20 protein-coding genes are annotated in these 24259 nt (G+C 73.5%); 13 read left to right on the forward strand and 7 right to left on the reverse strand.

Annotated features, from left to right (window positions below):
* Positions 1-42: 42 nt before the first annotated feature.
* The 3 genes from AB0B41_RS20395 (at position 43) to AB0B41_RS20405 (ending at position 3538) form a co-directional block, all read left to right on the forward strand.
* Positions 43-798: an SDR family oxidoreductase gene (locus AB0B41_RS20395; protein WP_358205452.1), complete on the forward strand. Its 756-nt coding sequence runs from the start codon at positions 43-45 to the stop codon at positions 796-798.
* Between the two features lie 68 nt (positions 799-866).
* Positions 867-2837 carry an acetoacetate--CoA ligase gene (locus AB0B41_RS20400; RefSeq protein WP_358205454.1) on the forward strand — a complete coding sequence of 657 codons (1971 nt, stop codon included), beginning with the start codon at positions 867-869 and terminating at the stop codon, positions 2835-2837.
* Positions 2834-3538: an LLM class flavin-dependent oxidoreductase gene (locus AB0B41_RS20405; RefSeq protein ID WP_358205457.1), complete on the forward strand. Its 705-nt coding sequence runs from the start codon at positions 2834-2836 to the stop codon at positions 3536-3538. The genes AB0B41_RS20400 and AB0B41_RS20405 overlap by 4 nt, the downstream gene beginning before the upstream one ends.
* An 83-nt stretch (positions 3539-3621) precedes the next feature.
* On the opposite strand, the gene AB0B41_RS20410 is transcribed toward AB0B41_RS20405, so the two are convergent.
* The gene (locus AB0B41_RS20410; RefSeq protein WP_358205459.1) at positions 3622-5460 is read right to left on the reverse strand and encodes an FAD-binding protein; all 1839 of its coding nucleotides are present in this window, start codon (positions 5458-5460) and stop codon (positions 3622-3624) included.
* A 406-nt stretch (positions 5461-5866) separates the two neighbouring features.
* Here AB0B41_RS20410 and AB0B41_RS20415 point away from each other — a divergent pair, with 406 nt between their 5' ends.
* Positions 5867-6043, forward strand: coding sequence for a hypothetical protein (locus tag AB0B41_RS20415; protein ID WP_358205462.1), 177 nt, complete (start codon positions 5867-5869; stop codon positions 6041-6043).
* A 33-nt stretch (positions 6044-6076) separates the two neighbouring features.
* Here AB0B41_RS20415 and AB0B41_RS20420 read toward each other — a convergent pair whose 3' ends face one another.
* Positions 6077-6574, reverse strand: coding sequence for a quercetin 2,3-dioxygenase (locus AB0B41_RS20420; RefSeq protein WP_358205464.1), 498 nt, complete (start codon positions 6572-6574; stop codon positions 6077-6079).
* 102 nt (positions 6575-6676) lie between these two features.
* Here AB0B41_RS20420 and AB0B41_RS20425 point away from each other — a divergent pair, with 102 nt between their 5' ends.
* From AB0B41_RS20425 to katG, 3 genes are all read left to right on the forward strand, one after another.
* Positions 6677-9415 (forward strand): AAA family ATPase, encoded by a 2739-nt coding sequence (locus AB0B41_RS20425; RefSeq protein WP_358205466.1) that lies wholly within the window; start codon positions 6677-6679, stop codon positions 9413-9415.
* Positions 9416-9557: 142 nt separating this feature from the next.
* Positions 9558-10361: a hypothetical protein gene (locus AB0B41_RS20430; RefSeq protein WP_358205469.1), complete on the forward strand. Its 804-nt coding sequence runs from the start codon at positions 9558-9560 to the stop codon at positions 10359-10361.
* Between the two features lie 206 nt (positions 10362-10567).
* Positions 10568-12769, forward strand: coding sequence for a catalase/peroxidase HPI (katG, locus tag AB0B41_RS20435; protein ID WP_358205471.1), 2202 nt, complete (start codon positions 10568-10570; stop codon positions 12767-12769).
* Positions 12770-12824: 55 nt separating this feature from the next.
* On the opposite strand, the gene AB0B41_RS20440 is transcribed toward katG, so the two are convergent.
* The 4 genes from AB0B41_RS20440 to AB0B41_RS20455 all read right to left on the reverse strand — a co-directional run bounded on the left by AB0B41_RS20440 (position 12825) and on the right by AB0B41_RS20455 (position 16960).
* Positions 12825-14204: a wax ester/triacylglycerol synthase domain-containing protein gene (locus AB0B41_RS20440; RefSeq protein WP_358205474.1), complete on the reverse strand. Its 1380-nt coding sequence runs from the start codon at positions 14202-14204 to the stop codon at positions 12825-12827.
* 65 nt (positions 14205-14269) lie between these two features.
* Positions 14270-16102: a potassium channel family protein gene (locus AB0B41_RS20445; protein WP_358205476.1), complete on the reverse strand. Its 1833-nt coding sequence runs from the start codon at positions 16100-16102 to the stop codon at positions 14270-14272.
* Between the two features lie 6 nt (positions 16103-16108).
* The gene (locus AB0B41_RS20450; RefSeq protein WP_358205478.1) at positions 16109-16495 is read right to left on the reverse strand and encodes a DUF6394 family protein; all 387 of its coding nucleotides are present in this window, start codon (positions 16493-16495) and stop codon (positions 16109-16111) included.
* Between the two features lie 102 nt (positions 16496-16597).
* On the reverse strand, positions 16598-16960 hold the full coding sequence (locus tag AB0B41_RS20455; protein ID WP_358205480.1) for a DUF2784 domain-containing protein: 363 nt from the start codon (positions 16958-16960) through the stop codon (positions 16598-16600).
* A 95-nt stretch (positions 16961-17055) separates the two neighbouring features.
* On the opposite strand from AB0B41_RS20455, the gene AB0B41_RS20460 reads away from it, so the two are divergent.
* The 6 genes from AB0B41_RS20460 (at position 17056) to AB0B41_RS20485 (ending at position 23254) form a co-directional block, all read left to right on the forward strand.
* Entirely contained in the window at positions 17056-18021 is a 966-nt protein-coding gene (locus tag AB0B41_RS20460; RefSeq protein WP_358205482.1) for a TIGR03885 family FMN-dependent LLM class oxidoreductase, read from the forward strand.
* Entirely contained in the window at positions 18018-19601 is a 1584-nt protein-coding gene (locus AB0B41_RS20465; RefSeq protein WP_358205484.1) for an alpha-amylase family protein, read from the forward strand. Before AB0B41_RS20460 ends, AB0B41_RS20465 begins: the two co-directional genes overlap by 4 nt.
* Before the next feature lie 90 nt (positions 19602-19691).
* A complete protein-coding gene (locus AB0B41_RS20470) occupies positions 19692-20468 on the forward strand; it encodes an enoyl-CoA hydratase-related protein (RefSeq protein ID WP_358205486.1) in 777 nt (258 codons plus the stop codon).
* A complete protein-coding gene (locus AB0B41_RS20475; protein ID WP_358205488.1) occupies positions 20465-20593 on the forward strand; it encodes a hypothetical protein in 129 nt (42 codons plus the stop codon). Before AB0B41_RS20470 ends, AB0B41_RS20475 begins: the two co-directional genes overlap by 4 nt.
* A 58-nt stretch (positions 20594-20651) precedes the next feature.
* Entirely contained in the window at positions 20652-20999 is a 348-nt protein-coding gene (locus AB0B41_RS20480) for a hypothetical protein (protein WP_358205491.1), read from the forward strand.
* Positions 20999-23254 (forward strand): N,N-dimethylformamidase beta subunit family domain-containing protein, encoded by a 2256-nt coding sequence (locus AB0B41_RS20485; protein WP_358205493.1) that lies wholly within the window; start codon positions 20999-21001, stop codon positions 23252-23254. The genes AB0B41_RS20480 and AB0B41_RS20485 overlap by 1 nt, the downstream gene beginning before the upstream one ends.
* Positions 23255-23256: 2 nt before the next feature.
* On the opposite strand, the gene AB0B41_RS20490 is transcribed toward AB0B41_RS20485, so the two are convergent.
* A complete protein-coding gene (locus tag AB0B41_RS20490) occupies positions 23257-24255 on the reverse strand; it encodes a helix-turn-helix transcriptional regulator (RefSeq protein WP_358205496.1) in 999 nt (332 codons plus the stop codon).
* Between the last annotated feature and the right edge of the window lie 4 nt (positions 24256-24259).

Here is a 24259-nt window from a genome sequence, read left to right on the forward strand (position 1 = left end):
AGGTCGGTTCCGCACCCCCCACAACGACGTGAGAGGAAAGAGATGCCCGAACTTGACGGTAAGCGGGTCTTCGTCACCGGGTCCGCTGCCGGGATCGGCAAGGCGATCGCCACGCTGTTCACGCAGCGCGGTGCCCGGGTCGTGATCAGCGACATCGACGCCGACGCGGCCGAGAAGACGGCCGACGAGATCGGTGCCGCAGGCGTCGCCAACTGCGACGTCACGGACGAGAGCCAGGTCCGGGGCGCGGTGCAGCAGGCGGTGGACCTGCTCGGCGGTCTCGACGTCCTGGTCAACAACGCCGGGATCGAGGTCTCGTCGCCGCTGCTGCAGCAGTCGACGGAGAGCTTCGACAAGATCTACGCGGTCAACGTGCGCGGCCCGTTCGTGGCGATGAAGGCGGCGATCGGGCACCTGGTCGAGTCCAAGGGCAACGTCGTCAACATCGCCTCGATCGCCGGCATCGGCGGCAGCCCGCTGCTCGGCTCCTACTGCGCGACCAAGGCGGCGCTGATCCAGCTCACGCGGGTCGCCGCGGTGGAGATGCGCCCGACGGGCGTGCGGGTCAACGCGGTCTGCCCGGGCTTCGCCGACACCGCCATGGTCGAGCGGCTCGTCCCGGACTTCGAGGCGGCGACCCAGGTCCCGTTCGGCGACCTCGTGGCCATGAAGCAGGGCAGGCTCGGCACCCCGGAGGACATCGCCGAGGTGGCCGCCTTCCTCGCGTCCGACCGGGCGTCGTGGATCACCGGCAGCCACTACGTCCTCGACGGTGGGCTGACCGCGTCCCTCGTGTGAGCGTCCCTCGTGTGAGCATGTGCGACGGGCCCGCGCGACCGGGCCCGTCGCACAGGGAGGCGGTGCCGATGACCGACACGCTCTGGAGCCCGACGGAGGCCCGCATCGAGGGCTCCGCGCTGCGCGAGTACCTGAACTGGCTGGAGGAGCGCGAGGGGCGGCCGTTCGCGGACCACGACGCCCTGTGGGCCTGGTCGGTGGAGGACATCGACCGTTTCTGGCTGTCCGTCGTCGACTACTACGGGGTCGAGTTCTCCGCGCCGTGGACGCAGGTGCGCACCGCCGACCCGATGCCCCACACCCGATGGTTCACCGGGGCGCGGCTGAACTGGGCGCAGCACGCGTTGCGCCGCGGGGCCGACTCCTCGGTGGCGGTGGTGTGTGTCCGGGAGGGTGGCGCACCCGCGCGGGAGATCACGTGGGGCGCGTTGCGCCGGTCGGTCGCGGCGGCGGCCGGCTGGCTGCGCCGGGCGGGCGTGCGCCCGGGTGACCGTGTCTGCGCGTACCTGCCGAACACCGAGCACGCGGTGATCGGCCTCCTCGCCACCGCCGCGGTCGGCGCCGTGTGGTCGTGCTGCTCCCCGGACTTCGGCGCCGAGGGCACCATCGGTCGCCTCGCACAGCTCGAGCCCACCGTGCTCATCGCCGCGGACGGCTACCACTGGAACGGCAAGGAGATCGACCGCGCCGACGTCGTCGCCACGCTGCGCGAGAAGCTGCCGACGGTGCGGCACTTCGTCCACGTGCCGTACGTGTTCGACCGGCCTGCTCCTTCGGATGCGGTTCCGTGGGAGTCGGTTCTCGCCGAGGACACGCCGCTCGAGTTCGAGCAGGTCGAGTTCTCCCACCCGCTGTGGGTGCTGTTCACCTCCGGCACCACCGGGCTGCCCAAGGGCCTGGTCCACGGCCACGGCGGGATGACGCTGCAGGGTCTGATGTGGTCCGGGTTGTACTGCGGGCTGCGCCCCGCTCCGCGCGAGACGGGCGCCGCCGAGCGCATGTTCGCCTTCACCTCGACCGGCTGGGCGCTGTGGAACATGCAGCTGGGCGTGCTCACCCAGGGCGCGAGCATCGTGCTGTACGAGGGCAGCCCCGGCCACCCCGCGGGCGCGGTCTTCGAGGTCGCGGCCCGCACCCGGGCGGACGTGCTGCTGCTGGGCGCCGCCGTGGTCACCGCCACGGCGAACACCGGGGTCTCGCCCCGGCAGGAGCACGACCTGAGCCGGCTGCGGCACGTGATGGTCAGCGGCTCGGCGCTGCCCTCGGCCGGCTACCACTGGATCATGGAGCACATCGGCCCGGACGTGCGGATCGACTCGACCAGCGGCGGCACCGACATCTCCGGCGCGTTCGTCGGCGCCAACGAGTACGCCCCGGTCCGGGTGGGGCGCATCGGCGGCCGGCTCGCCGGCGTCGACTGCGCGGCCTGGGACGAGGACGGCGAGCCGGTCGTCGACTCGGTGGGGGACCTCGTCGTCACCCAGCCTCTGCCGTCGATGCCGGTGCACCTGTGGAACGACCCGGGCGCGGAGCGGTACACGGAGTCGTACTTCGAGACCTGGCCCGGCGTGTGGCGACACGGGGACTGGGTCACGTTCTCCGCCGACGGCAGCCTCGCCATCCACGGCCGCTCCGACTCGACCCTGAACAGGCAGGGCGTCCGGTTGGGCAGCAGCGACTTCTACGACGTGCTCGAGACCATGCCGGAGATCAGCGAGACCCTGGTGGTCGGGGTCGACCGGCCCGACGACGGCTACTGGCTGGGCCTGTTCGTCGTCCCGGCGTCGGGACACGCGCTGGACGACTCGCTCAGGCAGAAGATCGTGCAGACGCTGCGGACCCGCCTGACGCCGCGCCACGTCCCGGACGAGATCCTGGAGGCGCCCGCCGTGCCGCACACCCTGAGCGGCAAGCGGCTCGAGGTCCCGATCAAGAAACTGCTGTCGGGCAGGCCGCTGGAGAAGGCCGCGAACATCGCCTCGGTCGACGACCCCGACGCGTTGCGCTGGTACGCGCGGTTCGCCGCCTCCCGGTTGTGAAGCTCGGCGCCTATCTGGCTCACTTCGGTTCGGGTCCGTCGTACGACGTCGCCTCCTGGGCCCGACGGCTGGTGGACGCGGGCTTCGAGAGCCTGTGGATGCCGCAGATCATCGGGCGTTCCGGCTTCGTCCCCGACCCGTTGGTCGCGTTGGCGGCGGCTGCTTCTGTCGTGGGTGGGGTGGAGTTGGGGACGGCCACGGTTCAGGTCCCGCTCCACCACCCCGCCGACCTCGCCCACCGCATCCGGTCGCTGCAGCTGGTGTGCGGGGACAGGCTGGTCATGGGCCTCAGCCCCGGTTCGACCGAGACCGACTACCTGCTGCTCGACCGGGACTTCCGAAGCCGCTTCCGCACGTTCGACCACAACGTGGCCCGACTGCGCGAACTGCTGCCCGCCCCGCCGCCCTTCCTCCTGGGCTCCTGGGGCGTCAACGTCGAGAAGGCCGCCCAGCACTTCGACGGCTGGCTGGGCTCCGCCTACCGCCGCACTCCTGACCAGATCTTCGAGGCTCTCGGGCGCTTCCGAGCGGCAGATGGCGGACGAGCCATCGTCTGCGCCATCCCACTCTCGAGCCCGGCCGACCTGGGCCCGGTCGGCGAACAACTGAACCGGTACGCGGAGGCGGGCTTCGACGACGCGATCGTGGTGATCGAACCAGGAGGCCCGGACCCCGAGAAGGTCAGAGCTCTCCTTCCGTGAGTGGAGCATGGCTCGCTCTGCTACTTCTGCCCGCGTCTCGACGAAGGTCGAGTTCGGAATCGACAGCAGGCTCTCGCGGCCGCTCACTCCGGCTCGTCCGCCGTCTGCGAACCATCTGACCCATACCTCTCGAACGCCCCCCGCTGCGACCAGTCCGGCCAGGTGAGTTCGTGGACGCGGAGGAGGCGGCCGTCCCGGTACTCGGCGACCAGCACCACCTCGATGCGGTGCGCCTCCTCGCCCGGCCGCTGGGTGGTGATCCAGACCCGGGCGGCGAGGCGGGGGCCGGACTCGACCCAGGAGTCGTCGTACTCGACCCGGTAGGTGATCGGGGTGGGGTAGACGCGCTCGTGGCCGGCGCGGAAGGCCTCGAGGTCCTGGGTCTGGCCGTTCGTGGTGAGGACGAACTCCGGGTCGTAGTAGGTGTCGACGAGGGCGGCGTCCTTCGCCTCGACCATGCGCGTGAACATCTCCTGCAGCCGCTCCCGGAGCGACACAGAACGAGCGGGCGCGAGGGGCGGGATGTCGATGCAGAAGCGGAAGAGGTTGTCCGGGTCCCACGCCGTCTTGACGCTCCGGAGCCGTGAGTACGTCGGCTCGTCGAAGGCGGTCCGGGCGTCGACCGGACGGCCGCCCGGGGAGGCGGCGAAGTTGTAGAGCGCCCGGCCGCCGGTCCAGGGCAGGAGCCGCTCGTACAGCGCGGTCTGGAGGCCGACGGCGTCGGCGAACGTCTGGCCGGGGTAGGCCGAGGTGAAGAGGTTGTAGTAGGCGTCGCGGTGACCGACCGCGTTCGACACGGCGGGGGGACGGGCGAGGGCGCCGCCCAGGTGTCGCAGCTCCAGCATGTGCGGCTTCGACACACTGACCTCGTCGACGAGGACGGCGATCGCGGCGTCGTCCCAGCGGGGCAGGATGGCGCCGCCGCACGCGACGGGCTGGGGCAGGACCGGGTCGGCGTGGATCGTGCCGATCTCGGTCACGGCCAGGGGCCGCACGGTGTCCAGCAGGGGCGTCGCCACCGCGCGGAGCGGCTTGATCAGGTCCTCCGCCTCGCTCAACGGCCCGAGGTAGGCGACGCGGACGTGCCCGACGAACCGGCCGCGGACCTCCGGCGGGACCGGGTCGACGTCGGGGAAGGTCACGAAGGCGACCGAGAGGGTGAGCTCGTCGGGGGCCTCGGCCGTGCACCGGCCGAAGGCGGCGAGGATCTCGGCCGCGGCCTCGCCGGGCAGGAACAGCCCACCGCCGTAGAGACTCCCGGCGGGCACGAGGTCGATCTCCAGCTCCGTCACGACCCCGAAGTTGCCGCCGCCGCCCCGGCAGGCCCAGAACAGCTCGGGATCCGACTCGGGTGTGACCTCGCGGAGCGAACCGGCGGCGGTGACCAGTCCGAGCCGGCGGACCCGGTCGGCGGCCCAGCCGTGGCTGCGGCCGAACGGGCCGAGGCCGCCGCCGAGGGTGTAGGAGACGGCGCCGACGTCGGGCGCGGATCCGCACGGGGGCGCCAGCCCCAGCGGTGCGCACGCCGCCAGCACGGGCGCCCAGGTCGCGCCGGCCCCGATCGTCGCCGTGGAGCGTGACCCATCCACGCTGACCGTCGACAGGGCGCGTGTGTCGATCAGCAGCCCGTGGTCGACGCCGGGGATGGGCCCGTGCCCGGTCGCCCGGACCGCGACGGGGAGCCCGTGGTCCGCCGCGAAGCGCACCGCGGCCGTCACGTCGGACTCGGAGGTCACGGAGACGGCGACGTCCGGGGTCGGGATCGCGGCCAGGTCGAAGCCGGCACAGGCCGCGTCGAAGCCGGACGTGCCGGCCGATGGACCCGGCCGGCGAGGGCCTGGTCGAGCGAAGCGAAGCCGTCGGACATGGCACTCCCTCCCGAGCGCGGGCCGCCTCACGGGCCCGTCGCGAGCACCGTCCACCCGCCGGCTCCAACCCGACTCCAACTTCCGGAAGACGTCGGCCGTCGTGCATCCCTCTGTCGGTGGCGCCGAAGCCCACGCCTGCCGTTGTGCGGCACCACTGCTTTCGAGACGGACGGGCTCGTGAGAAGTACGCCAGTCGTCCCCGCGAGTCGCCCGCTCGCCGCATCAATGCAGCTCGGACGGGCCGCGGCCCCGACACAACGACCTCACGCGGACGCAGCTGCGGTTCCTACCCCGCGGTGAGAGGTTCGAGGCGCGGGGCTGGTCGACCGGGAGTCGGCGGCGATCACCCGGACCGCGTTGCTCCGGGTTGGCCGCGCCGACCGGTGAGCACGAGGCCGGGGAGTGCACGGAGTCCGGGTGCGAGCACGGCCCGGGTGAGTCGCGACCGGATCCCCGATCGATGGCCGAGCGGGACGGCGACGCGCTGGTCGAGCTCCATCCGCCGTGGTGGTCGGGCGAAGCATCAGGCCGCAACGTCGTCCATCGCCCTGACCTGTTGGGTCGGGTCGCTGCACCCTGCCGACCCGTCGAGCAGGTGCGTCCGGACGACCTCGCGGCGCTGCCGCAGCGTTCGTGAGGCCCTGGCACCCCTCCGGCCAGGGCCACACCCTCATCCCCGCGGCAGCGGCGGCGGGCCGACCATCTCCAGCCCGTACTCCGTCATCGCCCGGACTAGTGCTTCGACGTCCGGGGGGCCGTCCGGCGGCGGGGGCAGGGTTGCTGACGGCGCGGGCTCGCCGGTCGCGAAGAAGAAGTGGTCCATTCGGCCGCCGGTGGAGAAGGCGAGGAAGCGGGCCTCGTCGGACTCCACGCAGAAGGCGTGGGCGAGATCTCGCGGGGCCCAGACGAAGCTGCCGGTCTCGGCAGTGATCACCTGGTCGCCGACGGAGACGGCGAGGCGGCCGTCGAGCACGTAGAAGGCCTCGTCCTCGCGGGTGTGGCGGTGCAGCGGGCTGGCGTAGCCGCGGGCGCCGTAGGCCTCCTGCACCCAGAGGCGCTCGTTGGTGATGTCGCTGGTCGCCTTGAAGGTCAGCAGGGCGCCGAGGTGCCACAGGGCAGGGCCCTCACCGGCGGCGAGGTGGTACGGGCGAGTGCTGGGGATCGTCATGACCTCGACCCTGACGCGTCCCGCGCCCACCGACATCGGGGTGCGTACGTATCTTGCGCAAACGCTGCACGTACGTCCGTGCGGTCGCCTACTGTCCGGTGGGTGCCCGCGCCGCGCTGCCCCGTCGTGGTCGGACGGGCGGTGGAGCTGGCCGCGGTGCGGTCCGCGTTGGCCGCCACCCGGCTCGGACGGGGCTCGACGACGGCGCTCCTCGGCCCCGCCGGGATCGGCAAGTCGCGTCTCGCGCGGGAGGCGGCCGTGGCGGCGGAGGCGTGGGGCATCCCCGCGCTGACCGGACGGGCGGTACCGAACGGGGGCGCGACGGCGTTCCGGCCGATCGCCGAAGCCCTGCTCGCCGGGCTGCGTCGGCATCCGGGGATCGACGCCCGGCCCGAGCTCGGTCGGCTCGTCCGCCGCTGGCGTGTCGACGACCAGCCGGAAGGTTCCGTACTCGTCCTCGCCGAAGCCGTCCTCCGCCTCCTCCAGGACCTCGCGCCCGACGGGCTGCTGCTCGTCCTCGAGGACCTGCACTGGGCCGACCCCGAGACGCTGTCCGTGGTCGAGTTCCTCGCCGACAACACCGAGCGCGTCGCCCTGCTCCTCACCGCCCGCGACGAGCCCGACGCCGTGGTCCGGCTGGCCGACACCCTGGCCCGGCGCGGCGCCTGCACCGTCCGCATGCTCGCACCGCTCACCGCACCCGAGATCGACGCCATGATCGACGCGTGCGGAATCGACACCCCGGTCGACACAGCGGACCGGCACGCGCTGCACCGTCGTAGCGCCGGTCTCCCGCTCCTGGTCGAGGAGCTGCTCGGCGCCGAGCCCGGCGGCGTCCCCCGGTCGGTGGCCGAGTCCGTCCGGACGCGGCTCGCCGCGTTCCCCGACGACGGCCGCGCGGCCCTCCAGGCCGCCGCCGTGCTCGGCGAGCGGTTCGACTGGCGCGTCCTGACGGACATCGTCGGCCTCGACGAGACCGCGGCGCTCACCGTCCTCCGCGGGATCATCCGGTCGGGAATGATCGACCCCGGGGAGCAGGACGAGTTCCGGTTCCGCCACGCCCTCGTCCGCGACGCGGTCCTCGCCGACCTCCTCCCGCCCGAGCGCGCGGCCTGGGCCGCGAGGGCACTCGCCGCCGTCCGGCACCGGCAGCCCGAACTCGACGGGCCGTGGTGCGACGTCGCCGCCGACCTCGCCCTGACCGCGGGAGACCGGGCCGCGGCGGCCGAGGTGCTGCTCGAGGCGGGTCGGCGCAACCTCGCCCGCGGCGCCCTGCAATCCGCCGAGACGACCCTCCGCCGGGCCCGTGAGGTGTCCGACGACGCCACCGCCGTCGACGAGCTCCTCGCCGAGGTCCTGACGTCCGCGGGCAAGACCGAGGAGGCCGCGGCGATCAGCCGTCGCCTGCTCGACGCGGCGCCGCACGCGTCCGCGGCCCGTGTCCGGCTCGCCCGCGTCCACGTCCGCGCCGGCCGCTGGGCCGCCGCCGAGGCGGAGCTTCGGCAGGTTCCTGCCGACGGCGCCGACGGGCTGCGGGCGATGGTGGTGCGCGCGACCGTCGCGCTGGAGGACGCCCGCCCGGACGACGCCGCTCTCCTGGCGGCCGCGGCACACGAGCGCGGCCCGGTCGACGTGCGGGTCGAGGCCCTCCTGTTGCTGAGCCGCCTCGCCCGCCGCTCCGACCTCGACGAGGCCGAGGCACTGGCGTTGCGCGCCCAGACTCTCGCCGAGCAGCACGGGTTGGCGCACGCGGCGGCGCGTGCGGCCTACGAGCGGGCCATAGCCGGGGTGCAGGAGACTCTGCGCGTCGACCTGCTCGCCGAGGCCCGGGCGCGGGTGGCCGCGCTCGGCGACCTCGCCGGGGTCGCGGTGGTCGATCTCCAGGAGGCCGCCATCCGCAACACCCGGTGGGAGACGGAGGAGGCGATCGCCGCGGCGGCCCGCTGCATCACCGCCTCCCGCCGCCTGCACCTCGCGACGCTGCCGAAAGCCCTCGTCCTCGACGCCGCGTCGCGCGCCTTCGACGGTGAGCAGGCCTGGCCGCAGCTCGCCGAGGCGCGGGCCGTCGCCCCGGACGACACGCACCTGCACGGGGAGGTCGCTCAGGTGCGGGCGATGTGGGCCCTCGACCGGGGCGACGACGCCGCCGCCCACGCCCAGCTCGAGGAGGCGATGGAGCAGTTCGCTCGCAGACCGGACGAGGTCACCGGCTCACCCGCGGTCGGACTCTGGCTGGTGACCGCCGTGGCGTGCGACGCCGGACGGACCGCCGTCCCCGAGCCGCCCGATCCGCTCACCAACCGCTGGAACCGCGGTATGGCGCGGTTCGCGGAGGCCGTGGCCCGAGGCCGCCGCGGCGACCGGGTCGGCGCCCTCACCGCGTTCGACGAGGCCGAGGAGGTCCTGCAGCAGCCCGTGGACATCGGCTGGTACCGCCTGCAGGCCCGACGGCTGGTGGCCGGGGCCGCGCTCGCCGACGGCTGGGGCGAGGCCGCGCGGTGGCTCGCCGCCGATCTCCCCCAGGTCGAGGCGCGGGGCCGGGAGCGCTGGGCCGCGCTGCTGCGCGGTCAGCTGCGGAGGGCCGGGGTGGCCGTGCCGCGGCGGACCACCACCGTCGTTCCCGCGGTTCTGCGCGAGAAGGGTCTGACCTCGAGGGAGAGCGAGGTTCTCGCGCTGGTCGCCGAGGGCCTGGACAACCGGGAGATCGCGGCGCGGCTCGTGCTGTCCGTGCGAACCGTGGAGAAGCACGTCGAACGGCTGTTGGCGAAGACGGGCGCCGCCCGCCGCCCCGCCCTGGTCGCCGAGGCCGTGCGGCTGCTCGGGGGACGCTTGGACTCGTAGCACGCATCTGGCCCTTCGGCCGATGCGGGACGCGGGCCTGGGGGCGCGTCCATTCAGCGCAAATTGCCTGGTCATACCTCGGATTCGGGTAGCCGCCCCCCGAGAAGTGGTAGCACTGCGAGCCGAGCAGAGGAGCGGACCGATGACGGAATCCGACCAGCCCCAGGAGAAGCGCGGAGATGCCCGCGCAGGTGAGCAGGACGCATCCGACGCCACGCGGAAGATTCGGCGTCGTGCGCCCGGGATGAGCGCGCCGGACGGAGGGACGAAGGCGCCGGCCAAGAACGTCACCGGTGGTGTCCGGCGCGTGACGGGCGCCGGCCGGGCCGCGGCCGGGCAGGCGGGACGGACGGTGGGCCGGGCCGCGGGTCGAGCCGGTCGGACGGCGGGCACCGCGGGTCAGGCGGCCGCGCCGGGTGCCGGACGCACCGCGCGGACCGTCACCCAGACGGGACGGGCCGCGGCGTCCGGTGCTGCGCAGGCCGTCGGCAGCACGGGCCGTACTGCAGCCTCCACCGGCGGGGCCGCTGCGTCCGGTGTGGCCAAGGCGGGCGGCGACGTCGCGTCGGGCGTGGCGAAGACCGGTGAGAGTGCAGTCGGTGGGGTGGCGTCGACGGCGGCCGGCACGCTGAAGGGCGTCGTCGGGACCGTGGGCTCTGTGGTCAAGCCCGTCCTGGGAGCGAGCTTCAGCTTCCTGGTGGCCAGGGCCGCGATCCTGTTGCAGCTGATCAAGCGGCTCGCCCTGATGGCTCTCCACACGGCGCTCCAGGCCCTCGAAGGGCTCGTTCGCCGGCTGGAGCAGTTCGCCGCCTCGAAGCGGTCCGAGCCCGAGGCCCAGGACGACGAGGAGGAGGAGGACGTCGCCGGCCTCGTGGGCTCGGAGACCCCCGAGGAGGAGCAGGAGGACACCGAGGACACCGAGGAGCGGAGGCCGAACTCGACCTGACCGACCTTCACCTGTGCGTTGAGTGGTTCAAGGAACGGGACCAGACTTGCCGGCGTGCCGACGACGTCGGACCTCGAGCACACGCCCGGGATGGGCGGTGCCCGCCGCGGTGCACGACGACGCTCGCTGCTCCGGGCCCGATCCTCACCGCGGTATGCGGCGATCTCGGCTGAAAGGACGACAGCGAGACAGGAAGAAGGACCGACGTGACTGAGAGCGTCAGCGAGAGCGAGAACCCGGCGATCCCCTCCCCGACCCCGGCGGCGCACCGACCGTTCACGAACCGGGACTGGTGGCCGAACCAGCCCGACCTCTCGGTTCTGCGCAAGCACGCGCCCCAGGCCGATCCCATGGGCGGGACCTTCGACTACGCGAAGGAGTTCGCGTCCCTCGACGTCGACGCGCTCAAGCGCGACGTCATGGAGCTGATGACGAGCTCGCAGGACTGGTGGCCCGCCGACTACGGCCACTACGGCGGTCTCTTCATCCGGATGAGCTGGCACGCCGCGGGCACGTACCGCATCGCCGACGGCCGTGGCGGCGGCGGCAGTGGTGCCCAGCGCTTCGCGCCCCTCAACAGCTGGCCCGACAACGTCAGCCTCGACAAGGCGCGCCGGCTGCTCCTGCCCGTCAAGCAGAAGTACGGGCGGAAGATCTCGTGGGCCGACCTGATCATCTTCGCGGGCAACTGCGCCTACGAGTCGATGGGCTTCACGACCTTCGGCTTCGGCTTCGGCCGCGAGGACATCTGGGAGCCCGAGGAGATCTTCTGGGGACCGGAGGACACCTGGCTCGGCGACGAGCGCTACAGCGGCGAACGGGAGCTCTCCGGTCCACTGGGCGCTGTGCAGATGGGCCTGATCTACGTGAACCCGGAGGGGCCCAACGGCAACCCGGATCCGTTGGCCTCCGCCCGGGACATCCGCGAGACCTTCAAGCGCATGGCCATGAACGACGAGGAGACGGTCGCCCTCATCATCGGTGGCCACACCGTCGGGAAGTGCCACGGCGCCGTCAGCCCCGACTGCCTCGGGCCGGAACCCGAGGGCGCCCCCCTCGAGCAGCAGGGCCTGGGCTGGCGGAACACCTGCGGCAGCGGCAAGGGCGCCGACACGCTCACCAGCGGGCTGGAGGGCGCCTGGACCAACGAGCCCACGCGCTGGGACAACGGGTACCTGGACAACCTGTACCGCTACGACTGGGAGCTCACCGAGAGCCCGGCCGGCGCGAAGCAGTGGACCCCCAAGAACCCCGAGGCCCAGGACACCGTGCCCGACGCCCACGACCCGTCGAGGCGGCACGCGCCGATGATGCTGACGTCGGACCTCGCGCTGAGGCTCGACCCGATCTACGGGCCGATCTCGAAGCGGTTCCACGAGAACCCCGACGAGCTCGCCGACGCATTCGCCAAGGCCTGGTACAAGCTGCTGCACCGCGACATGGGCCCGATCGCGCGCTACCTCGGCCCGTGGGTTCCGGAGCCGCAGCTGTGGCAGGACCCCGTCCCCGCGGTCGACCACGAGCTGGTCACCGACGAGGACGTCGCGGCCCTCAAGGGCACGATCCTCGACTCCGGACTGTCCGTCGCCCAGCTGGTCTCGACCGCGTGGGCGTCGGCGGCCTCCTTCCGCGGCACGGACAAGCGGGGCGGGGCGAACGGGGCGCGGATCCGGCTCGAGCCGCAGCGCACCTGGGACGTCAACGAGCCGACCGAGCTGACGACGGTCCTGGAGACCCTCGAGCGGGTCCAGCAGGACTTCAACGACTCGCAGTCCGGCGGGAAGAAGATCTCGCTCGCCGACCTGATCGTCCTGGGCGGCTGCGCGGCCGTCGAGAAGGCGGCGCGCGACGGCGGGCACGAGGTCACGGTCCCGTTCACGCCGGGGCGCGCCGACGCCACGCAGGAGCAGACCGACGTGGACGCGTTCGTCGTGCTCGAACCGGACGCGGACGGTTTCCGCAACTTCCTGCGCGCCGGGGAGAAGGTGCCGCCGGAGCAGCGGGTGGTGGACCGGGCGTACATGCTGAACCTCACGGCCCCCGAGATGACGGTGCTGATCGGCGGCATGCGGGCCCTCGACGCCAACCACGGGCACGCCCCGCACGGCGTCCTCACCGACCGGCCCGGGACGTTGACCAACGACTTCTTCGTCAACCTGCTCGACATGGGCACGGAATGGCGGACCTCCGAGTCGACGGAGAACGTCTACGAGGGCCGGGACCGCGCCACCGGTGAGGTCAGGTGGACCGCCACCGCGGTCGACCTCGTCCTCGGCGCGAACTCCCAGCTCCGCGCCCTCGCCGAGTTCTACTCCTGCGAGGACGCGAGGGAGAGGTTCGTGGAGGACTTCGTGGCGGCGTGGGACAAGGTCATGAACCTGGACCGCTTCGACCTCGCCCGACCGTGAGCCCGACGCCGGGGTCCCGGGCCGGCCGCACGCCGGCCCGGGAAGCCCGGCGCGATCACCAGGCCCGGGCCGGGGCCGGCTCGGTGGCGAGCCCCGCCCGCTCCCGCAGGTCGGTGAAGCCGCGGGCCGTTCCCTCGGTCAGCACGTCGAGGTCGGTGAGGGCGGCGTCGGCGTCGATCGTCACCAGCAACTCGTCCGCATAGGACAGCGCCGCGACGGAGAGCGGCACGCCCGCACTCATGGGCGCGATCGGTGCCGCGGCCACCAACCTGGCGCCCGCCAGCCACAGTGGCGTCGAGGGCCCGGTCACGTCGGTCACGGCGAGGGTGAGCCGCCGGCTGCCGAACCGCCGCGCCCGGCGCAGGAACGGGCGCGCGAGCGGAGCGGGCAGGCGGAGATCCGCGACGTCCGTGCCGGCGGCCTGCAGCCGGGCCTTGTCCCGGGTCGTGATCTCGTGGATCAGGGCGAGCCGCCGCGCCGCGTCCGGCTCGCCCACCGGCAGGCCGACGACGAGCATGCTGCCCACCTGGCGGTCCGCATGCCCGGTCGTCGCGGGCACGGTCGCGCGTAGCACCAGCCCCGGGACGTCCTCGCCGCGGGCGGTCAGGTACTCCCGCAGGCCCGTGGCGACGGCGGCGAGTAGCAGGTCGTTCACCGTGACCCCGAGCGCGTGCCCGGTCCGCAGCAGCTCCGGCAGCGGGACGGGAACGACCCCCAGCCTGCGGCCCGGCCCGATGTGCCGGGGGAGCGAGGTGACCGGTTCCGGCCCGGCGAACTCCGCGAGCGCCGCCCGCACCTGGGTCAGCCCTCGCCTGCCCCCGCGTGGGCGTCGAACCCCCCGCCGGCAGCGCCGGCGCGCCGCGGCGGCGATCTCGTGCAGCCTTGCCCGTAGGAGCTGCCGGTGCGACGGCAGCGGTGGCGGGGTCGTCGGCGGAACGACCGGAGTCGCCGCCTCGGGCTGCTGATCGAGCAGCGAGCCGAGCAGCGCGATGCCGGCGGCCCCGTCCGCCAGGACGTGCGACACCACCAGGAGCACCGCGAACCGTTCCCCGGGCAGCCCGCCGACGACGTCGGCGCGCCACAGGGGGCGGTCCGGGGGCAGGGGCGTCGCCGACCGGGTCGCCGCCCAGCTCGGCAGGTCCGTGCCCGTCGGCAGGGTCGTCACCTCGACGTGAGCCGGCGGGACGAAGGCCGGGTCCTCGGCCCAGAAGGCCCGGCCCTCGCCGAGCCGGGTCCACACCACCCGCTTGCGCAGCCCCGCGACCCGGGTGGCGCGCTGCGCGAGTTCGGCGCGGACCCGGGCGAGGTCGACGAGGCCGTCGGCCCGCCGGAACGGTCCGGCGTCGAACACACCCAGCAGCCCGATCTGCATCGGGGTGTCCGGCCCGCTGACCCACGCGGACATCAGCTCGTCGAGCCGCAACCTCGTCACCACGGCCCGCACCCTGCGACACCCGCCGCACCACGGGAAGGGACCAAGGCCACGGTGCGGGGTCGGCGTCAGTCCCGGCCCGCCCGGGTGAGCTTGCGCCAGACCCACCCCGCCGGCACCCGCCGCCCGGTCTGCACGTACTCGCGGGCGGCGTCGACCATGAGCGTGACGTCGAGGCCGCGGCGGGCGGGGGTGGCGCCGAGCAGGAGCAGCTCGTCGTCCGGGGCCAGGACGAACCCGTCGTCCGGCGCCATCACGCACTCCTCCGTGCCGTCCGCATCCCGCCGCAGGACCATCAGCACGGTGATGCCGAGCCGGTTCTCGCGGCGCTCCGGGTCGCGCAGGACGTCGCCGAGCCGTGCCTCGCCGGTATCGAGCCACCCGAGCAGGGTCGGCGTCTCGCTGCGGTTGAGCCGGATCTTCCACAGGGCCGGCATCCGCCGCCCGCAGTCCGAGGTCACGCGCCGGATCAGGTCCGCCGCCCAGGCGTCGCCCTGCTGCGGCACACCCTGCAGGAAGCGCCAGAGCAGCGGGGTGCTGAGCTGCGCGAACACCTCGTGCGCCACGACCTCCGCCGGCACGAGCAGCGAGTTGATCTCCATGGCGGCGAACAGCGGTGCGCTCGCGGCACGGTTCTGCCGGGCGGCCACGAAGATCGAGCGGTTCAGCCGGCGGGCGTCGGAGACCATCGAGAGGTTGGTGGTGTCGTTGTCCGTGCCGGCGACGAACCCCACGGCGTCGGCGACGCCGGCCCGCACCAGGACCGCGGGATCCACGCCGGAGCCCTCGACGGTCGCGACCCCGTCGGCCGGCGCCGGATCCGGGCGCGGGTCGACGACGGTCACGTCGAGGCCCTCCGCGCGCAGGTCGGCGGTGACCTCGCGCCCGAAGCGGCCGTAGCCGCACACCACCCAGTGCCCCGCGCCGGGCGGCCGCCCCCGTCTGGGCAGCTCGGCGCCCGGGCCGCTCTCCAACCACGTCATGAGCTGGTAGGACGCGGGCGAGCGCATGGCGATCCGCAGGTGGTCGCCGAAGCGGTTGAAGGGGTTGACGACCGTCGGGCTGCCGAAGGCCTGCATGCGCTCGGCGATCGCGGGGGAGACGGTGCGTGCGACCACCGGAAGGTCCGGCCGCAGCAGCGCGGCGGTCATCGCGACGGCGAGGTTGGCCTCGTCGTCGTTGGTCAGGGCGACGACGGCCTCGCACCGCAGGTTGCGCAGCCCGGCCACGCCGAGGTGCCCCGGGTCGCGGGCGTCGGCGACGAGCCCGGGGACGTCCCCGTGGTACGAGCCGAGCTCGAGGGCGTCGATGCGGTCCTCGGCGACGTCGATCACGACGACCCGCTTGCCGAGCGCGTCGAACGCGCGGCACAGCAGCTCCCCGGTGCGCCCGTGCCCGACGATCAGCAGGAAGGGCTCGCGCAGCCGCTTGACCTTGCGGGTGAAGTGCTGCAGGGCGAGCGCCCGGCGGAACGCGCGGTCCTGCAGGAGCGCCAGCAGCGTGCCGACCGCGTAGGCCCAGCCGATGACGGTGAGGTAGATCGTCGCGGTGACCCACAGCCGTTGGGCGGGGGTGAAGGTGTTCGGCAGCTCGCCGAAGCCGATCGTCGACGCCGTGTAGCTCATGAAGTAGAAGGCATCGAAGAAGCTCATCCGGTAGGGCGCGCCGGTCGCGTCCTGGCCGGGGACGAGGGTCAGGCCGAGCACGCTCACCGCGAAGATCGTGATCAGCACGATCAACGGGGCGCGCATGCGGCGCAGGATCAGGAAGATCGTGGCCTCGGCCTCGACGGCGGACGCCATCGGGATCCGCCGGCGCAGCCGCCGGGACGGCCCGCGGGGGCCCGGCTCCTCGTCCTGCCCCAGCAGCCGCATCCAGAAGGAGAGCAGCGGGTTGCCCATGCGCGCCTACCGGCGGTGGTACGACACGGTCTCGACCACGAGCAGCACCACCGAGACCACGTTGGCGAACAGCGCGCCGCCGGAGAGCGACACGACGCTGGCCATCGCCGCCGGGGTCAGGCCGGTGTCGGCGATGTGGGCCGAGTAGGTCCAGGCCAGTGCCGCCGTCACGAGCTGCAGGTCGGCGACCAGGCTGGTGGCGAGGTGGACCGCGCCGATCTGGGTGCGGTCGCCGAACTTCAGCACGGTCGCGATGAGGCTGACGACGATGGCGGCGAACAGCTCGTAGATGTTGTGCAGCGCCGGGTTCGAGATGTCGCCGATGAAGAAGCCGAAGTTGAGGGTCGCGGCGAGCAGCACGAAGAAGCCGAACACGACCTTCTCGAGGTTCATGCGTGCTCCCGGCTCCGGTCGACCCGCCCGGGCGACAGGTCGTCCCGCCCCGGGCGACAGGATGGCACGACGCCGGGGCGCGCGCCTGATCGACGTGCGGCGTCAGCGATGCACCGTCCGGCGCCGGCGCACCGCGAACCCCACCCACGACACGACGACGAGGCAGCCGATCGCGAGCTGGATGGCCAGCAGGTACTCGCGCGGGTAGATCACGCCGGTCAGGTAGGTGTCGATGAAGCCCCGGGCCAGCCCCTGCTCCCCGGCGAGCCGCCGGAACCGGTCCTCCCACGCCGTCAACGGGCACTCGACATGGGCGAGCACGCTGACCAGGCCCCATCCGACCGCGACCGCGTGCAGCACGAGGGCCCGGGGCCAGCGCCAGGCGAGGAACCCGCCGAGCGCGACGAAGGTCAGGAACGCGAAGTGGACCAGCATCACCGCGTCGGCGAGGAAGCGGTAGGCCACGTGACCAGGATGACGGGCCCGGGACGCGGCGACCAGCGGCCGAGGTCCGCGGGAGTCCTGGGTGTCGGCCGGAACCGTGCCGGGTACTGGCAGGAATGACCGTTTTCGGCTGGCACGCGTCGCACGAGCAGATCGCCCCGACCGCACTCCTGGACGCCGTCGTCCGCGCGGAGCAGGTCGGGTTCGACGCCGCGATGTCGTCGGACCACTTCTCCCCGTGGAGCGAACGGCAGGGCCAGTCCGCGTTCGCCTGGACGTGGCTGGGGGCGGCGATGCAGGCGACGTCGCTGCCGTTCGGCGTGGTCAACGCCCCCGGGCAGCGCTACCACCCGGCGATCATCGCGCAGGCCATCGGCACGCTCGGGGCGATGTTCCCGGGACGGTTCTGGGCCGCCCTGGGCACGGGCGAGGCGAGCAACGAGCACATCACCGGCGACGACTGGCCCCGCAAGGAGGTCCGCAACGCACGGCTGCGGGAGTGCGTCGACGTCATCCGGGCGCTGCTGCGCGGCGAGGAGGTCAGCCACGACGGGCTCGTCCGCGTCGACCGGGCGCGGGTGTGGACCCGTCCGCCCGAGCCGCCCCCGCTCGTCGGGGCCGCGGTGAGCGTGGCGACCGCCCGCTGGTGCGCGGAGTGGGCGGACGGCCTGATCACCGTGAACGCCCCCGTCCCGCACCTGCGCGAGATGATCGACGCCTACCGGGAGGCCGGCGGGCGCGGCCGGCTGCACCTGCAGGTGCACGTCAGCTGGGCGCCGGAGGAGGAGACGGCCGAGGCGATCGCGCTCGACCAGTGGCGCAGCAACGTCTTCCCGCCGCCGGCCTGCTGGGACATCGACACCGCGGAGACCTTCGACGCCGTGTCCGCGCACGTGCCGATCGAGCAGGTCCGGCAGTCCGTGCAGGTGTCCGGCGACCTCGCGCGGCACGCCGCGCTGCTCGCGGAGTTCGCCGACCTGGGCTTCGACGAGATCGCGATCCACCACGTCGGACAGGAGCAGGCGGCGTTCCTCGACGCGTTCGGCGACAAGGTCCTGCCCCAGCTGAGGAGTGCGGCGTGAAGCTGACCCGGACCTCGGACCTGTGGTGGAAGAACGCCGTCGTCTACTGCCTGGACGTCGAGACCTTCGCCGACGGGGACGGCGACGGCTGCGGGGACTTCCGCGGACTGATCCAGAACATCGACCACCTGGACCGGCTCGGCGTCACGTGCCTGTGGCTGATGCCCTTCTACCCGACCCCGGACCGCGACGACGGCTACGACATCGTCGACTTCTACGGCGTCGACCCGCGGCTCGGGACGCACGGCGACCTCGTGGAGCTGATCCGCACGGCGAACGACCGCGGCATGCGGGTGATCGCCGACCTCGTCGTCAACCACACCTCCGCGCAGCACCCCTGGTTCCAGGACGCGCGGAGCTCGCCGGACTCCCCGTACCGCGACTGGTACGTCTGGCAGGACGAGCCGCCGGCCGACGGCCCGCAGGGGGTGGTGTTCCCCGACCAGGAGACCTCGGTCTGGCAGTACGACGAGCAGGCGGGGAAGTACTACCTGCACCGCTTCTACAAGCACCAGCCGGATCTCGACGTCGCGAACCCCGAGGTCCGCGACGAGATCGCGCGGATCATGGGCTTCTGGATGCAGGTGGGGCTGTCCGGGTTCCGCGTCGACGCGGTGCCGTTCCTGCTGGAGACCGCCGGCCAGGACGACGCCGGTGCCCTGCCCGACCCGCACGACTACCTCGCCGACCTCGCCGCGTTCCTGCGCCGGCGCAACGGCGAGGCGGTCCTGCTGGGCGAGGTGAACCTCCCGTACCCGGACACCATGCCCTTCTTCGGCGCCCGGGACGGCGGGGGAACCACCGACGAGCTGACGATGTGCTTCGACTTCGTCGGCATGCAGCAGATGTACCTGTCCCTGGCCCGCGCCGACGCCGAGCCGCTGGCGAACGCGCTGCGGCAACGGCCGGACCCGCCCGAGGACGGGCAGTGGGCGACGTTCGTGCGCAACCACGACGAGCTCACCCTCGACAAGCTCACGGACGCCCAGCGCGCGGAGGTCTTCGCCGCGTTCGGCCCGGACGAGGACATGCAGCTCTACGGCCGCGGGCTGCGGCGGCGGCTGCCCTCCATGCTCGGCGGCGACGAGCGCCGGATCCGGATGGTCTACAGCCTGCTGTTCTCCCTGCCCGGCACCCCGGTGCTGTACTACGGCGAGGAGATCGGCATGGTCGAGGACCTGAGCCTGCCCGGCCGGTTCGCCGTGCGCTCCGACATGGACTGGGCCGCGGCCCGGGAGCAGACGCGGGACCCGGGGTCGCTGCTGTCCTGGATGCGGCTGCTCGTCGACAGCTACCGCGCCTGCCCCGAGCTGGCCTGGGGCACCTACACCGTGCTCGATCCCGGGCCGGAGGCGCGCCCGGTGTTCGCGCACCGCTGCGACGCCGACGGCACCACGGTCGTGGCCCTGCACAACTTCTCGGACGCGGAGGTCCGCGCCGAACCGGTGCTGACCGGCCTGCCCGGTGCCGAGCCGGCCGACGTGCTGGACCCGGCGGCGAAGCCGCTCCGGCTCGACGACGAGGGGCGGGCGTCGGTCCTGCTCGGGCCGTACGCCTGCCGGTGGTTCCGGACGGGCTGACGGCGGCCTGACGTCGGGGCGCCCCGTCGTTGTCGAGCGTGGACGCCTGGTCTGACATGGCGTGGACGTCACCTCGAGATCGGAGTCCCCATGCCAGTCCGCGTGTCCGGTGACCGGACGGTGCCCGTCCTCACGATCGACCGCCCGGAGAAGCTCAACGCCCTCGACTTCCGCACGATCGACACGCTGCGGGCGCACCTCGACGAGCTGCCCGCCCGGGACGGGGCGCGGGCGATCATCCTCACCGGTGCCGGGCACCGGGCCTTCAGCGCCGGCGCCGACATCCCGGACCTGGCCGGCAGCATCGCGCGGGGCCCGGCCGCCGCGCTCCGGGAGATCGTGGCGCGCGGGCACGCGCTCACCCGGGCAGTCGAGAACTGCCCCGTCCCGGTGATCGTCGCGGTCAACGGGCTCGCCTACGGCGCCGGCTGTGAGATCACCGAGGCGGCGCCGCTGGCCCTCGCCGCCGAGCACGCGACCTTCGCCAAGCCCGAGATCACCCTCGGCTTCCCGCCGCCGTTCGGCGGGTCGCAGCGGCTGCCGCGGCACGTCGGGCGCAAGCGCGGCCTGGAGATGATCCTCACCGGCGACGCGATCGGCGCGCAGCGCGCCGCGGAGATCGGGCTGGTCAACCGCGTCGTCCCGCGCGACGACCTCCTCCCGGCGGCGCGCGAGCTCGCCGAGCGGGTCGTCCGGCACGCCGACACCGCGGTGGCCGCGTGCCTTGCCGCCGTGACGCGGGGGATCAACGTGCCGATCGACGAGGGCCTCGGGATCGAGGCGGCCTGGTTCGCCTCCACGGTCGGGACCCCGGGGGTGCGCGCCGGGCTCGCCCGGTTCCTCGAGCGCCGGAAGGAGGCGTCGTGACGAGCCCGACCACGGACGACGACCCCGCCGCGCTCGAGGACCGCGTGCGCGGCCACCTCGCGCGGATGCCCCTGCTCAACCTGCTGGTCGGGTTCCTGGACTCAATGGGCACTTCTGCCCATTGAGCCCTGCGTCCCGGCTCCGGTTCGCTGACCCACCACCACCAGGGGAAGGCGGATCCGGATGCGGGACAGGCAGCTGGAGGTCTACGGCCTCTTCGAACGGCGAGCGACCGAGCGGACCTTGTCGCTGCTCAGCGACGAGGTGATCGCCGAGCACGAGGCGAACCCCGCGGGTCCGCACAGCGACGCGCTGCAGCGGGTGCTGCGGCACATGCGGCGGGCGCCGATCCCCGGGAAGCTCGTGATCGTCGCGGTGCGGCCGTGGGAGGAGTACCGGCTGGCAGCGCTGACCGGGGCGCACGGTCAGGCACCCGAGGTGCTCGACGACGGGCCCTACGCCACCGAGCAGGAGGCGATGCACGCCGTGTTCCTGCGGCGGGTCGCCGAGCTGCGGGCGGGGGTGGCGTGATGGTGCACGTGCCCCGGCCCACCGTCACCGGCTACGCCGACCGCTTCTCCGTCGCGCCCGGCGAGACGATCGAGTTCAAGGTCAGCTGCGACGAGCCCGGCGAGTTCCGCGCCGAGGTCGTGCGGCTGCGCAACGGCGACACCAACCCCGCGGGCCCGGGCTTCCGCGAGTCGGTGGTCGACACACCGGTCACGGGCACCTACCCGGCCCGCCACCAGGAGATCCGGACGGGCTCCGCGGTTGTCGTGCCGGACGGCGGCCGGCTGGCGCTCGGCGGCACCGGTGCCGTGCACGTGTTCGTCCAGCCGACCACGCCCGCGAAGGGCCCGCAGGCCTTCGTCTCGCGCTGGGACGGGACCGGCGGGTGGTGGCTCGGCCTCGTCGACGGCCGGGTGACCCTGCGCCTCGGCGACGGGACGACCGTCCACGAGACCGTCGCGGACGCCCCGCTCGCCCCGTGGATCTGGTACTCGGTCACCGCGAGCTGGAGCGACGGCGCCACCGTCGTCACCGCGACCCCCACGCTGACCTCGGCGAACAGCCTGTGGAGCCCCGCGGTCGGGCTGGCCGCCCCGACCACCGGCGCTCACGAGGGCGCCCCGGTACCGGCGCGGCCGGACGTCGACACGGTGCTCGCGGCGACCGCGGGCTTCACCGACCACTACAACGGCAAGCTCGACTCCCCGGCCGTCTACACGCGCGCCCTCACCGACGAGGCCCGCACCGCCCTGTCCCGCGGCGAGGGGCCGACCGCGGACCTGCTGGCGCACTGGGACTTCGCCGCCGAGATCGGCCGCACGGGCGTCCCCTCGGACACCTACACCGACCGGGGCCCGCACGGGCTGCACGGCCGCGGCCACAACGCACCGTACCGCGCCATGACCGGCTGGAACTGGACCGGCGAGGAGGAGAACTACCGGCACGCGCCCGAGGAGTACGGCGCCGTCCACTTCACCGACGACGCCCTCGACGACGCGGGCTGGGAGACCGACGTCCGTCTCACCGTCCCGGACGACCTGCCCAGCGCCGTCTACGCACTGCGCATCACACTCGGCGACACCGTGGACCACATCCCGTTCTGGGTCCTCCCCCCGCGGGGCACGGCCACGGCGAAGATCCTTCTGCTCTTCCCGACCGCGAGCTACCTGGCCTACGCCAACGACCACATCGTCCCGGACGTCCCGGTGGCCCAGTCGATCCTCGGCCACACCTCGGTCTTCGCCGCGCCGGACCTCGCGTTGCTGGAGCACCCCGAGTACGGCCTGTCGACCTACGACCACCACTCGGACGGCAGCGGCGTCGGGCACACCAGCCGGCTCCGGCCGATTCTCACGATGCGCCCCGGCCACCGGCACAGCACCGGCTCGCTGTGGCAGTTCCCCGCCGACCTGCACCTCGTCGACTGGCTGCACGGCGTGGGCGCGGAGTTCGACGTCGCCACCGACGAGGACCTCGACCGCGAGGGCGCCGAGCTGCTGGGCCGCTACTCCGTGGTGCTGACCGGCACCCACCCCGAGTACTACTCCGCGCGGATGCTCGACGCCTGGGAGACCTACCTCGGCGCCGGCGGCCGCGGGATGTACATGGGCGGCAACGGGTTCTACTGGGTGATCGCGTACCACCCGGAGAAGCCGCACCTGATGGAGGTGCGCAAGGGCGAGGCCGGGTGCCGCGCCTGGCAGGCCCGGCCGGGCGAGCTGCACATGGCCTTCACCCCGGAGCGCGGCGGGATCTGGCGCAACCGCGGCCGCAGCCCGCAGAAGCTCTTCGGCGTCGGGTTCACCACCGAGGGCATGGATCACTCCTCGGCCTACGACACGCTGCAGGACTTCGCGGACCCGCGGGCCGGCTTCCTCACCGCAGGCCTGGAGGGGACCACGGTGCTCGGCGACCACGGGCTCGTCGGCAACGGGGCCGCCGGGCACGAGTGCGACCGCTACGACCTCACCCTCGGCACCCCGCCGAACGCGCTGCTGCTCGCCACCAGCGCGGGCCGGCACTCGGACAACTACCCGCTCGTCGCGGAGGACATCTACTTCCCCTTCGACGGCCTGGGCGGCACGGACAACTTCCAGGTCCGCGCCGACGTCGTCTACCTGACGACCGCCAACGGCGGGGGCGTGTTCTCCACCGGCTCCATCGCGTGGGCCGGCAGCCTCGCCACGAACGGCTACGACAACGACGTCTCGCGCCTCACCCGCAACGTGCTGGAGCGCTTCGCCGACCCGAAGCCGCTCGACCCGCTCGACGTGTGAGGTCAGGCCTCGGGGAGCAGCCGCAGCCCCTGCTCGACGGCGAGCCGGGCGGCGGTCACCCGGCAGTCCACCTGCAGCTTCCCGAGGACGTGCTCGACGTGGTGGGCCGTGGTGCGGGCGCTGATCCCGAGCCGGCGGGCGATGGTCGCGTTGGCCAGCCCGTCGGCCAGCAGCGTCAGCACCTCGGCCTCCCGGTAGGACAACCCGTGGGCCGCGTCCTGGGGTCGCGTGGCGACGAGCGTGCCGTCCTCGACCGCGACGAGCTGCAGCGGGACCCAGCCCGCGGGTGCCGGGGCGAGGAACCGCGCCTGCGGCGGGTCCGGGCGGGCGCGGCGCCACCGGACGATCCTCGCCGCGAGGTCGTCGTCGAGCCCGGGTGGGCGGGTGCGGCCGGGCACGGGCACCACCGTGCCGTCGGGCCCGACGACGGCGGCGGGTCCCTCGATGCCGCCGCACTCCAGCAGGGTGAGCAGCCGGCGGGACAGGTCCGCCGCGCCGGCCAGCACGGGCGCGGCGTGGTGCAGGGCCGCCGTCAGCTCGGGGGCGGGGTGCTCCGGATCGTCCGTGCTGAGGTGCAGGTCGCCGGTGTACCGGCCGTCGCTGCTGACGAGCCGGGCCGTCGCACCGCCGGCGAACCCGGCCGGGCGGAAGACCGTCCGCGCCGACCGGGTGTCCGCGTACGCGTCGGGACCCTCCACGTCGGACCAGGCCCGCGCCCGCCGCGGCTTCTCGACGAGCAGGCGGTAGCCGACGTCGTCGACCAGGAAGGCCGGCGAGGTCAGGAAGTCCAGCACCTCGGGCCGGTAGCCGGTGGAGCCGAGGACGACGTGCCCGCCGCGCACGGGATCCACCGCGACCAGCGCCGCGGCGGCGGTGGGGAGATGGGTGCCCAGCTCCTCGAGCACCGCCGCGGCGGTCGCACCCCAGGAGGACTGCTGCGCCGCGGCCGCGAGCCCGAACGCGACCCGGTAGGCCGCCGCCTCGTCGACCGGTCCGGACATCCGA

The organism is Pseudonocardia sp. NPDC049154 (genome assembly GCF_040648315.1).
Classification (GTDB): Bacteria; Actinomycetota; Actinomycetes; order Mycobacteriales; family Pseudonocardiaceae; genus Pseudonocardia.

Coding starts and splice junctions, on each gene's coding strand:
- AB0B41_RS20485 (WP_358205493.1), top strand. CDS start 20,999: ATGGTGCACGTGCCCCGGCCCACCGTCACCGGCTACGCCGACCGCTTC.
- AB0B41_RS20415 (WP_358205462.1), top strand. CDS start 5,867: ATGGCCGAGCGGGACGGCGACGCGCTGGTCGAGCTCCATCCGCCGTGG.
- AB0B41_RS20395 (WP_358205452.1), top strand. CDS start 43: ATGCCCGAACTTGACGGTAAGCGGGTCTTCGTCACCGGGTCCGCTGCC.
- AB0B41_RS20490 (WP_358205496.1), bottom strand. CDS start 24,255: ATGTCCGGACCGGTCGACGAGGCGGCGGCCTACCGGGTCGCGTTCGGG.
- AB0B41_RS20460 (WP_358205482.1), top strand. CDS start 17,056: ATGACCGTTTTCGGCTGGCACGCGTCGCACGAGCAGATCGCCCCGACC.
- AB0B41_RS20470 (WP_358205486.1), top strand. CDS start 19,692: ATGCCAGTCCGCGTGTCCGGTGACCGGACGGTGCCCGTCCTCACGATC.
- AB0B41_RS20430 (WP_358205469.1), top strand. CDS start 9,558: ATGACGGAATCCGACCAGCCCCAGGAGAAGCGCGGAGATGCCCGCGCA.
- AB0B41_RS20450 (WP_358205478.1), bottom strand. CDS start 16,495: ATGAACCTCGAGAAGGTCGTGTTCGGCTTCTTCGTGCTGCTCGCCGCG.
- AB0B41_RS20480 (WP_358205491.1), top strand. CDS start 20,652: ATGCGGGACAGGCAGCTGGAGGTCTACGGCCTCTTCGAACGGCGAGCG.
- AB0B41_RS20445 (WP_358205476.1), bottom strand. CDS start 16,102: ATGGGCAACCCGCTGCTCTCCTTCTGGATGCGGCTGCTGGGGCAGGAC.
- AB0B41_RS20400 (WP_358205454.1), top strand. CDS start 867: ATGACCGACACGCTCTGGAGCCCGACGGAGGCCCGCATCGAGGGCTCC.
- AB0B41_RS20420 (WP_358205464.1), bottom strand. CDS start 6,574: ATGACGATCCCCAGCACTCGCCCGTACCACCTCGCCGCCGGTGAGGGC.